This window comes from Micromonospora sp. WMMD723 (assembly GCF_049863385.1).
GTDB classification, from domain to species: Bacteria; Actinomycetota; Actinomycetes; order Mycobacteriales; family Micromonosporaceae; genus Micromonospora; species Micromonospora wenchangensis.
In genome coordinates this window covers 1,782,586-1,793,255 of sequence record NZ_JBMKNR010000001.1, presented here as the reverse complement: position 1 = coordinate 1,793,255, position 10,670 = coordinate 1,782,586, and the positions used below count along the sequence as shown (strand labels likewise).

14 protein-coding genes are annotated in these 10,670 nt (G+C 69.7%); 9 read left to right on the top strand and 5 right to left on the bottom strand.

All coding sequences use genetic code 11. The features are described from left to right. Positions 1–68 precede the first annotated feature (68 nt). Complete coding sequence (locus ACN261_RS08050) at positions 69–299, top strand: hypothetical protein (protein WP_425849282.1); 231 nt, start codon at positions 69–71, stop codon at positions 297–299. A 323-nt stretch (positions 300–622) separates the two neighbouring features. On the opposite strand, the gene ACN261_RS08045 is transcribed toward ACN261_RS08050, so the two are convergent. Then, positions 623–1,411 carry a site-specific integrase gene (locus tag ACN261_RS08045; protein WP_425849280.1) on the bottom strand — a complete coding sequence of 263 codons (789 nt, stop codon included), beginning with the start codon at positions 1,409–1,411 and terminating at the stop codon, positions 623–625. A gap of 100 nt (positions 1,412–1,511) precedes the next feature. Between ACN261_RS08045 and ACN261_RS08040 the strand changes: the two genes are divergently transcribed. The 3 genes from ACN261_RS08040 to ACN261_RS08030 are packed head-to-tail and all read left to right on the top strand — an operon-like array spanning position 1,512 to position 2,594. Further along, the gene (locus tag ACN261_RS08040; protein WP_425849278.1) at positions 1,512–2,135 is read left to right on the top strand and encodes a DUF4304 domain-containing protein; all 624 of its coding nucleotides are present in this window, start codon (positions 1,512–1,514) and stop codon (positions 2,133–2,135) included. Continuing rightward, on the top strand, positions 2,132–2,332 hold the full coding sequence (locus tag ACN261_RS08035) for a hypothetical protein (RefSeq protein ID WP_421484672.1): 201 nt from the start codon (positions 2,132–2,134) through the stop codon (positions 2,330–2,332). Before ACN261_RS08040 ends, ACN261_RS08035 begins: the two co-directional genes overlap by 4 nt. Next, positions 2,295–2,594, top strand: a complete 300-nt coding sequence (locus tag ACN261_RS08030) for a DUF6194 family protein (RefSeq protein ID WP_421484671.1) — start codon at positions 2,295–2,297, stop codon at positions 2,592–2,594. Before ACN261_RS08035 ends, ACN261_RS08030 begins: the two co-directional genes overlap by 38 nt. 29 nt (positions 2,595–2,623) lie before the next feature. On the opposite strand, the gene ACN261_RS08025 is transcribed toward ACN261_RS08030, so the two are convergent. Both ACN261_RS08025 and ACN261_RS08020 read right to left on the bottom strand, forming a co-directional pair. Then, positions 2,624–3,103 (bottom strand): GNAT family N-acetyltransferase, encoded by a 480-nt coding sequence (locus ACN261_RS08025; protein ID WP_421484670.1) that lies wholly within the window; start codon positions 3,101–3,103, stop codon positions 2,624–2,626. Between the two features lie 21 nt (positions 3,104–3,124). Further along, complete coding sequence (locus ACN261_RS08020; protein WP_425849275.1) at positions 3,125–4,051, bottom strand: zinc-binding dehydrogenase; 927 nt, start codon at positions 4,049–4,051, stop codon at positions 3,125–3,127. 95 nt (positions 4,052–4,146) lie between these two features. Here ACN261_RS08020 and ACN261_RS08015 point away from each other — a divergent pair, with 95 nt between their 5' ends. The 3 genes from ACN261_RS08015 (at position 4,147) to ACN261_RS08005 (ending at position 7,785) form a co-directional block, all read left to right on the top strand. Next, positions 4,147–4,812: a TetR/AcrR family transcriptional regulator gene (locus tag ACN261_RS08015; protein ID WP_425849272.1), complete on the top strand. Its 666-nt coding sequence runs from the start codon at positions 4,147–4,149 to the stop codon at positions 4,810–4,812. Positions 4,813–5,148: 336 nt separating this feature from the next. Continuing rightward, positions 5,149–6,261, top strand: a complete 1,113-nt coding sequence (locus ACN261_RS08010) for a serine hydrolase domain-containing protein (protein WP_425849269.1) — start codon at positions 5,149–5,151, stop codon at positions 6,259–6,261. Between the two features lie 282 nt (positions 6,262–6,543). Next, positions 6,544–7,785, top strand: coding sequence for a serine hydrolase domain-containing protein (locus tag ACN261_RS08005; RefSeq protein ID WP_425849267.1), 1,242 nt, complete (start codon positions 6,544–6,546; stop codon positions 7,783–7,785). A 251-nt stretch (positions 7,786–8,036) separates the two neighbouring features. On the opposite strand, the gene ACN261_RS08000 is transcribed toward ACN261_RS08005, so the two are convergent. Then, a complete protein-coding gene (locus ACN261_RS08000; protein WP_425849265.1) occupies positions 8,037–8,249 on the bottom strand; it encodes a hypothetical protein in 213 nt (70 codons plus the stop codon). Between the two features lie 155 nt (positions 8,250–8,404). Next, positions 8,405–8,611, bottom strand: coding sequence for a hypothetical protein (locus ACN261_RS07995; RefSeq protein WP_425849263.1), 207 nt, complete (start codon positions 8,609–8,611; stop codon positions 8,405–8,407). Between the two features lie 134 nt (positions 8,612–8,745). On the opposite strand from ACN261_RS07995, the gene ACN261_RS07990 reads away from it, so the two are divergent. Together ACN261_RS07990 and ACN261_RS07985 are read left to right on the top strand one after the other, a co-directional pair. Then, positions 8,746–9,981, top strand: a complete 1,236-nt coding sequence (locus ACN261_RS07990) for a sensor histidine kinase (RefSeq protein WP_425849260.1) — start codon at positions 8,746–8,748, stop codon at positions 9,979–9,981. Then, positions 9,969–10,628 carry a response regulator gene (locus ACN261_RS07985; protein WP_421484662.1) on the top strand — a complete coding sequence of 220 codons (660 nt, stop codon included), beginning with the start codon at positions 9,969–9,971 and terminating at the stop codon, positions 10,626–10,628. The genes ACN261_RS07990 and ACN261_RS07985 overlap by 13 nt, the downstream gene beginning before the upstream one ends. The last annotated feature ends 42 nt before the right edge of the window (positions 10,629–10,670 follow it).

Here is a 10,670-nt window from a genome sequence, read left to right as displayed (position 1 = left end):
CACCACCGCTTCCGCGGCACCTTACCGAGTGTCGGCGCCCCATTGTCGAAACTGTAGATTCCTGCAGGGTGCCAAAGCCAGAGCCGATCGCCAATCATCCATACGTTATCGACCTGAAGCTGGGGTTGCCTTCGCGGGAACCGGAGCTGGGAGCGGACATCTTTGATGCTCTCGTCGCTGACGGTTGCCGGGTGATCCTGATGGCTGATGGCGGTTTGATCCGATCCTCGCACTTTAGCGAGGAAGATCGAGGCGATGGGTCCACCGATGGTGGGCGCGGCGAGCCGCCACCGACCTGATGAATCTGGGTCTGCTGCTGGCTGGCCGTGTCGCGGCACGCATGGTGTCGTGGAGCGCGATGTTAATCAGCCGGGCCGGAATTCCCTGGGTGCTCCACGGGTGCTCGGACGTCGAGGAACTGGCATGGACCCCCTCGGACCGATGCGGAAGTTGAGCCCCTGCCCCGATCGTGGGAAGTAGTGATACGCGGCTTCTGGTCCGGCAGGGGGCGTGGAACTGCGGTTATCCGGCTGGACTTACCAGGAACCAGGGCTAGACACTCGGACCAACTTTGATAGAGTGCTATATGGATGACTCTGCCTACAGGGCTGCCGACTACGGATCAGAAGGTTAGGGGTTCGAGTCCCTTCGGGCGCACAAGATCATGAGGGGTCTGACCTGCCGAAATGGCGGTCAGGCCCTTTCTGCTTTCCGCCCTATGTGGATGGTGGGTGTCACGTGGGTGCGATGTGGGTGCCACCCCCAGTAGCGAGTTCTTCTCGCCTCTGGTGGTCCTGACCTGCGTCTTTGATGCTGGGCCCGGGGTGATCGGGGTTGGAGCACCTGCGTTCGGCCGCGAGATGGGCCGGTTCTTTCGGGCCTTGTTTTTGATCTTCTTCCGGGTGCGGCGGGCCGCGGCCAGGACGAGGTGGGCGGTGGCGTCGGCGCAGTGTCGCTGCACCTCGGGTAGGACGCTGGTGTAGGTGTCGGCGGTGATCACGATGCTGGAGTGGCCGAGCAGATCTTGCAGGGTCTTCAGGTCGGCGCCGGCCTGGTGGGCGAGGGACGCGGCGCCGTGGCGCAGGTCGTGCAGCCGGACCGGGGGCAGTCCGGCGCGTTGGACGAGTTTGCGGAACCGGGTCGTGGCGTAGTTTGGGTTGATCGGCAGGCCATCGGTGCGGGTGAACACATACCCGGTGTCGGTCCACGCTCTGCCGTCCGCTGCGGCTTCGGTCTTCTGGTCGAGTTGGCGGCGGCGGTGAGCGCGCAGGACCTGGACGGTGCGTTTGTCCAGGGCGACGGCGCGGCGGCCGGCGGGGGTCTTCGGGTCGCCTTCGACGATGGTGTAGCCGGCGGTGGTGCGGTTGCGCTCGATGGTGAGCACTCCACGGTCGAGATCGATGTGGGCCATGCCGCTGGCATGCTTCCTGACCCAACGAGACTGAGCCCGTGCCTGCCTCTCCCCAGAGGCGGAGTTTGCTGTTGGACGAGAGAGAGGGGGGTGTTCCCGGGTGTCTGCGCAATCGCTGTTCGGCAGGCTCGTCAAGGAGGTCGCCGATCAACTCGCAGGGTACGGTTTCGAGCGCGACAAGATGATCTTCCGTCGGTCTTCACCCGAGGGTGATGTGTTGATCATCGATTTCCAGACGTCCGACTACTCGAGCAGGGCCGAGAAGGTGTTCTACGTCAACGTGGCGTTGGTGCTGGCACCCAAGTGGGAGCGGGATCGGCTGCTCTACCGACTCCCCGAGTCGGCGAGGCCTCGGGAAATGCATGGTCTTTGGCGGCGCCGGATCGGTTTCTCCGGTTTCTCCGGTGGTGATCAGTGGCGGGTCTCGGATGAGGCGAGCGCGGCTGAGGTGTCGGCTCTGATCCGGAGGCGGCTGGACGAGACCCTGCGGGTGGTGCTGCCGGCGCTCGATCGGGACGTCCTGCTGGGGGAGCCTCCTGATTTCCTCTCGTACGCCGCATGGATGGCACGTGGGTGGGTGCTGGCGGAGCGGGGGCCTTCGGAAGAACTGGAGAGGTTGCTCTTCTCGGAGCCCACGACCGGTGAGTTCAGTTCAGTGGCGAGGAAGGCCATCTGGGAGTGGGCGACAAGTCGCGGCAGCCGGGATCGGGAGGGGGCCCGGTGACCGACCCGTCCGTCCCGGGCGTATGGAGGGTGTCGGCGTTCGGGCGGATCGGCGTACTTCTGCTCGTGCCGATGTTGGGCATGGTCATTCATTCCATTCGCGGCGGCCTCGTCCCGGCGCTGTTGACGATGCTTGCAGGGGTGCTCATCTGGTTCCGACATGCCTTTCTCCTGGTGGCCCAGGTCTTCCCGATATGAGACCGGACGGTACCGGCTCGACATCGAGGTCGGGCGTGCCGGGTTCGGCAGTCTGTTCGACTCCGGGCCGGAGGAGTTCACCGTGCCCAGCGACGAACTCGACTTCACGCAGACCGACCAGCTGATGCCCCATCCCGCCTATGCCGTGCAGGGCCGGGTCAGCGTGGTCAACCCAGGCCCGGCCACCGCGGACGAGGTAGATCGACTGCTGGAACGGGCACGTGCCCGTGCCGCTGATCGCGAGCGTCGCAGGAACCGGTGATCGAAGTAGGTGCTGCGAGGCCCGCAGTTCTACATCTGGTCCCGGCGCAGTTGCAGCGCGGGGTGGCGGGGTGGTGCGAATCCGAGGGTTCGGTAGAGGCGTTCGCCGCCCGGGGTGGCGTTGAGGTCGACCACGCTGACCGTGGTGTCGTCGGCGAACCAGCGGAGGAGCGCGTTCAGGCACTCCCGGGCGTGGCCACGTCCACGCGCGTGGGGGACGGTGCTGATGTTGAAGACGTGGCCGCGCAGCCCTCCCGGATTGCCGGGTCCCGGCGCGTGCCGGTCGCAGAGGCCGGAGGCGTTGCTGACGATGCCGTGTTCGGGGTCTTCGATCACGAAGGCGGCGAACGTCCGCGGGTCGCTCAGCGAGCTGGTGAACCAGTCCAGGGCGGCGGTCCGCCACGGTGCCGTGGCGTCGCCGACGGGTGCCCCCATCGCCTCCAGCATGGTGACGCGGAGTTGTACCAGCGCAGCAGCGTCGTCGGGGACGGCCCTACGTGGTCGTGCCATTGTTCGTCCTGCTCCCTGTGGCTACCGGCCGATGTCGAGGACGACCTTGCCGCGCACCCGTCCCTCGGTCAGCGCCCGGATCGTGGTGCCGGCGTCCTGCCAACTGTCGCGCCTGGCGATGTGCGGTGTCAGCGTATTGTCCGTGACCCGCGCGGCCAACCACGCCAGGTCCTCGGACAGCCCGGCGTGGGCGCCCAGGAAGAAGGAGGTGATGGAGCGGTCGTTGCGCCCGTCGTGGCCGGAGAAGGCGAGGGCGGGGAAACACTCGCCCGTACCGCCGACGGTGCCGACCGACACCAGGGTGCCGTGTTCGGCGAGCTTGTCGTACGCCTGCACCAGGGTCTCGCCACCCACCACGTCGATGACGCCGGTGACGGCCCGGTCGAGCTGCCCGGGGGACCGGATCACCTCGTGGGCACCCAGTTCCCGTAGTTCGCCGCCGTGGGCGTCGGGGTCGCTGGTCGACGCCGTGACGTGCGCACCGCCGAGCCGGGCCAGTTGCACGGCGTACCGGCCCACCGCCCCGGTGGCACCCGTCACGAGCACCCGGCGTCCGATGATCGGGCCGAGTCGGTGCAGGGCGCGCAGTGCGGTCGTGCCGGCGACCGGCACCGTGCTGAGGGCCCCCAGGTCGGCGTTCGCCGGTGCCACGCCGATCCAGTCGGTGCGCACTGCGCGTAGCTCCGCCCAGCCGCCGGCGAAGCCCAGCGTCACCACCGGCGTGCCGACGGCCGGACCGGAACCGTCCGCGGCGGCCTGCACCACCACTCCGGCGGCGTCGTAGCCCGGCACGGCTCCGTCCGGGGCGTCGTCCAGGTACAGGTCGCCCGGATTGATGGAACTGGCGACGACGCGGATCAGGGATTCGTTGGCGGCGGGCTGCGGGTCGGGTGCCGGGCCGAGCCGGAGACTGCCGGGCACGGTGCGGTCAACGAGCAGAGCTTGCATGGCGTCGCCTCCCAGGTTGGACTTGCTCCCGAAGCAGAATGCCACTGAGTGGCATTAGCCTGCAAGTGGCGTACGCCGCTCGGTAGTATCACCGCATGGCCACCGCGTCGTCGCATCCTCACCCGCTGCGGCCCTCGCTGCGGGAACGCAAGAAGCAGCGCACCCGTGAGGCGCTGACGGACACCGCCCTGGAGCTGTTCACCCGGCGCGGCTTCGACGGGGTGACGCTCGACGAGTTGTGCGACCGCGTCGAGGTCTCCAAGCGCACCTTCTTCCGCACCTTCGCCAGCAAGGAGGAGGTGGCGATGGCGCCCTACGAGGACCTCTGGAGAACGTTCCTCGATGACCTGGCGCTGCGGCCGGCCCCTCCCGGCCGGCCGGTCCTGCCGGTGCTGCAGGACAGCGTGTTGGCCGCCATCCAGATCATGGACTCGGGTGACTGGACCCGCCGGCTCCTGCTCTGCACGCAACTGGCCGGCAGGACCCCCGCCATCGAAGCCCACTGCCTGTACTTCTGCGACGTCACCGTCCGCGCCGCGCTCGACATCCTGCACCGCAGGTTCGGTCTCGCGCCTGACGACCTCCGCCCCCGGCTGGCGCTGGACGTCCTCGTCGCCGCCTTCCACCGCGGACTCGGAACCTGGACCACCCGGCCCCACGCGGCCACCGCCGACCACCTGGCCGCCGACACCCGCGCCGCGTTCGCGGCGGTTCCCGGCGTCCTCACCCTCGTCGCTGCCACCCCGACGGAACGGAGCTGACCACGACGTTGCGCTGTCGACCGCTGTGGTCGGAGCGTTCAGGACGCCGGCGCGGGTCCCGTGAGGTTCTTCGCCGTCAACCGCAGCGTCCGGGAGGACGGGTGGCTCCCGGCCGTCCGTTCGGGTCACGCGCCGACCCCCGGTGCCGGGTTGGGGTGCCACCGCTACCGAGGCTGTCCAGCAGGCTGGATTGAGGGCTTTCGTCGGGTTCCGCAGACTCAGGGAGTTCGATGTCGTAGGACCCACGAGGAGCTGTTCAACGTGCCTACCGTCCTCTTTCCGAAGGATCGACCCACCCGGCGGCGTCTCCGTGCACTCGCCATCACAGCGGTCGCCGTGACCACGGTCGGCGGTCTCGCGTTCACCGGCTCCGCCTCGGCCGGGCCGCCCGACACCCGCCGCGACAGCATCCAGCAAGGTCTGGACACGCTCGTCGGCACCGACCGGCACCCGGGCGCGCTGGCCGCGGTCCGCGACCGGCAGGGCCGGACCCGGCACTACACGGCCGGCGCCGGTGACCTGCGGACCGGCGAGAGAGTGCCGGTGAACGGCAGGGTCCGCATCGGCAGCGCCAGCAAGATGTTCGCCTCCGTCGTGATCCTGCAACTGGTGGGCGAGGGCAGGGTGAAGCTCGACGAGCCGGTCGAGACCTACCTGCCCGGCCTGGTGCGGGCCGAGGGCGTGGACGCCACCAAGATCACGGTACGTCAGCTGCTCCGGCACGACAGCGGCCTGCCCGACTACACCGATGCCATGTTCTCGACCATGGGCGACCTGCTCACCTACCAGCACATCTACCTTGAGCCCCGCGAACTGCTCGACCTGGCCAACGCGCGGACGGATGGCAGGCCCGCCGGCGGCGGCTGGTCCTACAGCAACACGAACTACCTCCTGGCCGGCCTGATCGCCCAGCGGGTCACCGGCCGCCCGTTCAACGAACTGGTCACCTCCCGCGTGATCGAGCGGATCGGCCTGCGCGACACCTACGCGCCCGGGGTTGGCGACAAGCAGATCCACGGCCGGCACCCGCACGGCTACCAGCGTGACCCGGCGACCGACAAGCTGGTCGACTTCACGACGATGGACCCGAGTTGGGGCTGGGCCGCCGGTCAGTTGATCTCCACACCGGATGACCTCAACACGTTCGTGCGGGCCCTGCTGGACGGCAAGCTGCTGCGGCCGGCCCAGTTGGCCGAGATGCGTACGACCATCCCGGCGTACCCGGCGGGCCGGAGCTACGGACTCGGCCTGTTCCGCATCCCGCTCAGTTGCGGTGCGGTGGCGTGGGGCCACGGTGGTGACATTCCGGGCTACTCGACCGCCAACGCGGCCACCGACGACGGCCGCGCCGTGACCGTCGTGGTCACCTCCCTCAACGGGTCGGTGAAGGACGGGTCCGTCGGCGCGGACCGGGACGCGCTCGTCGACGCCGCACTGTGCGGGAGGTGACGGCAGCCGCGAGAGCAGTTCACCCGCACAGCGCCTGGGTACGGTGTGTCCACACCGTACCCAGGTTGCGTCGGCGGGTAAGGGCCTGCCCCGATGGGCAGGCAATGCCGGTGGTGGGCCCCGACCTGCCCGCGTCCGAAGGCGATTCGGCGCACATTCCGACGCACGACCCGGCCATCGGCCTGGCCGCCGGCATGCCCCCGATCAAAACGAGTAGTGCTGGCTGTACCAGCGTCGGGTAGTGCGGGGGATCGTGCGACGTGGATAGGCAAACAACACTGAGTGAGTCAGCGCGAGTCAAATAAATGGGGAGTTCCCGTGTTCAGAATGCTGAATCGTCCGACGCGTGAGCCGCGTTCCACCGGCGCCTGGCGCCGGGGTGTGATCGCCGCAGCGATGGTCTCGGTGGCAGCGGCCGGCGTTGCGGTCGCGGGCGTGGCGTCGGCGGACGTGTCGAAGGCAGGCACCGGCAACGGCCGGGACAGGACGCTGCAGGCGGCCCTGGACGCCGCGGTCGAGGACGGAACGCTTCCCGGTGCCCTGATGTCGGTCCGGGACCGGCACGGACGGGTCACCAACTACACCGCCGGGGTGGGTGACATCCGGACCAGGGCGAAGGTTCCGACCGACGGATACGTGCGGATCGCCAGCAACACGAAGATGTTCACCGCTGTGGTCATCCTCCAGTTGGTGGGGGAGGGCGCCATCGCGTTGACCGATCCGGTGGAGAAGTTCCTGCCGGGTGTGCTGCGGGGGACCGGTGACGGCGCGGCGATCGACGGCCGCCGGATCACGATCGGGCAGCTGCTGCAGCACACCAGCGGGCTGGGCACCTACACCTTCCTCGACAAGGGGATCCTGCCGATCCGGAACCGGTTCTTCGAACCCCGGGAGTTGCTCGACTCGGCCCTGACCCAGCCTCCGACGTACACCCCGGGTGAGGACCCGGTGTGGGAGTACAGCAACGCCGGATACGTGGCGCTGGGTCTCGTGGCGCAGCAGGTGACCGGCCGGCCGCTCGCCGAGGTGATCACGGACCGCATCCTGAAGCCGGCCGGACTGCGGGAAACCTACTACCCCGGCCCGGGGCAGCGGGGCATCCGTTCACCCCACCCGCAGGGCTACCTTTTCGCCCAGGACGGCAAGCTGCTGGATATCACCCGCTTCGACCCGTCGATCGCCGGTGCCGCGGGGCAGATGATCGCGACCCCGACCGACATGAACAAGTTCCTGGTCGCCTTGCAGGAGGGCCGGTTGCTCAAGCCGCGCGAGCTGGCGAACATGCGCCGGACGGTGTCGGCCCCCGGCCTTCCCGAGGGGTGGAGCTACGGGCTGGGCACGATCAAGTTCGAGCTGAGCTGCGGGGTGACCGCGTACGGCCACGGCGGCGACGCCGACGGTTTCCAGAGCCGCGTGGGGATCACGACCGACGGCCGGGCGGTCACCCTCGTCGGAACGAACGAGGACGCCAAGGTGGATGAGTTGCTGGCCCTGTTCGACAAGGCGCTGTGCGCCGGCAGGTGAGATCGACCTGCCCATCCCGGGCCGGTGCGGTGGAATCCACCGCACCGGCCCGTTTCCCTGTGCCGGTACGGCCCCACGCGTCGGTGAGCGGGCCGAGCGCGATCGGCTGCCCTGGCTGGTGCGGCCATCGGCCTCCCGGGCAGGGCGGTGGAACGCAGAACGGCGCGGCTACGGACGAGGATCTCGCCGTAGCCGCGCGGGACGACCCGGGTCTGAAGGCCCGGTCAGGGCATACCTGTTTCGAGGGTGGATCAGCTGCGGTACGCGCGATGCAGGAAGTACAGCCCGGCACCCACACCGCCGAGCAGCAGTACGGTGCTGCCGACGTGACCCCACCAGTGGTCCAGCAGACCCTCGGCCAGCGTGCCGGAGCGCAGCAGTTCCTCCATCACGACGGCCACCGCGAGGACGGCTATCGCAGCGGCGATCCACCCCCGGCGGCCCGTGTTCCTGTCGCTCGTCATAGCTGGAATCGCCTCCCTGTCTTCCGCCTCGGCGGTATCGTGCCGCAGTGATCCGCCCGCCGCATCGGCCCGGGGGACACTCCGGCACCTGTGCCGTACGGCATTGTCCGCTGACCGCGTTGCGGCGACCGGTGCGCCGGCCTGGGCGGACGGGTTCACTGCTCGCGGTGGCGGTAGTGGCCGGCCACCAGGTAGCCGGCGCAGACGAGGGCGACGACGCCGAAGAGGACGCCGACGACGGTGCCGGCGGTGGTGGTGTCGACGGACGATGCGATCGCGTTGGCGGTGATGCTCACGAAGAGCAGCAGCCACAGGACCGGCCGCAGGTGGCGACCGTCGCTCGACGAGATGTGTTCAGCCATCATCACACGCTAGGAGGATCGCCGGTCGGAGACGATCCCGCCAGCGCGACGACAGGCAGTACAGCCTGCTGTACTGCCAGGCCGGTGGCCGGTGCCCTAAGGTCACGGGCGACGGGGGCTCGCGGGAGGTGGGCATGCGGCGGTACGCGGGGGAGCGGATACGCGCCGCCGTCGACGCCCTGGAAGACCTGGTCGGTGGCCTCACCACTGCCGTACTGGCGATCGGGGCGCTGCTGTGGCTGCTCATCGTGCTGGTGTCGAGCATCGTCGGCGTCGGCATCCTGCTGATCCCCGGCGCGCTGCGGGTCGTGCGATCGGTCGCCGACCGCGAACGGCTGCGGCTGTCCCGCTGGGGCCCGGAGATCCTCAGCCCGCCCCCGGCATCCGACCGTGCCCTGGCCGGGCTGCGTGACCCGGCCGTACGTCGTGAACTCGTCTGGTTGCCGGTGCACTCCTCCCTCGGCCTGACGATGGGCCTGCTCGGGCTGACCCTGCCGTTGACCGCCCTGCAGAGCCTGACCTTTCCGATCTGGCACCGCCTGGTAGCCCCCGAGGACGGCGGGCCCGGCCTGGTGTCGTGGCGGATCGACGGCCTGGCGGACGCGATCGGCGTGTCACTGCTCGGCGCGGCCCTGATGGCGGTGCTCTTCGGCGCGGGCCGGTGGCTGGCCCGTCTCCAGGCGTGGCCGGGCCTGCTGCGGCTGTCGCCACCTGCCGGCACGGACCTCGGCCTCCGGGTGGCCCAGTTGACGGCCACCCGGGCCGCCGCCCTGGACGCACACGCCGCCGAGCTGCGCCGGATCGAGCGTTCGCTGCACGACGGTACCCAGAACCGCCTGGTTGCGGTCACCGTGCTGCTCGGTGCTGCCGGCCGGGCCCTGGCGCGTGACCCGGCGGCCGGCCGGGAACTGGTCGAGCGTGCGCAACTGGCGGCCGAACAGGCGCTCGGCGAACTGCGTACCGTGGTGCGCAGCATCCTGCCGCCGGTGCTCGACGACCGGGGACTGGCCGGTGCCCTCGACGGTCTGGTCGCCGGGTGTGCCCTGCCCTGCCGTCTGGACGTCCACCTGCCCGGCCGCTGCGCCGTGTCGGTGGAGGCGACCGCCTATTTCGTGGTCGCCGAGGCGCTGACGAACGCGGTCAAGCACAGTGGGGCCACCGGCGTCGCCGTCAGCGTCACCATGGACGTGGTGAACCGCCGGCTCCGGCTCACGGTCAGCGACGACGGCTGCGGCGGCGCCGCCGAGCACGACGGAACCGGCCTGGCCGGCATCCGTCGCCGGGTCGAGGCCCACGACGGAAAGTTCCTGCTGATCAGCCCACCCGGTGGGCCGACGACGATGGACGTGGAGTTGCCGTGCGAATCGTGATCGCCGAGGACGACGCCCTGCTACGCGAGGGCCTGGTCCTGCTGCTGCGCGCGGAAGGGCTCGACGTGGTGGCGACCGCCGACAATCCGTCCGGTTTCCTCGCCGCCGTCGACGAGCACCGACCGGACGTCGCCATCGTCGATGTGCGGATGCCGCCCACCCATACCGATGAGGGCGTCGTCGCCGCCGGTGAGGCCCGCCGCAGACAGCCCGGGTTGGCGGTCCTGGTGCTGTCGGCCTATGTCGAGCAGGCCTTCGCCACCGAGTTGCTCGCCGGCGGCAGCGAACGGCTCGGTTACCTGCTCAAGGAGCGGGTCGGTCGGGTGGAGGAGTTCCTCACCGCCCTGCACCGGGTCGCCGGGGGCGGCACCGCGGTCGACCCGGAGGTGGTGGGGCAACTGCTCGCCCGCAGCCGGCCGGACACCGCCCTGGACCGGCTCACCCCGCGTGAGCGTGAGGTGCTGTCACTGATGGCCGAAGGGCTCGGCAACACGGCCATCTCGGAGCGGTTGTACGTCACCGAGGGCGCGGTGCACAAGAACATCCGCAGCATCTTCGCCAAGCTGGACCTCACCCCGACCGACCGGGTGGACCGGCGGGTCAGTGCGGTGCTGCGCTACCTCGAGGACACCCAGCGCCAGTCGTGAGCGTCCACGGCGTGCGCCGCCGTCCGGCGGTGCGGCCGGGAC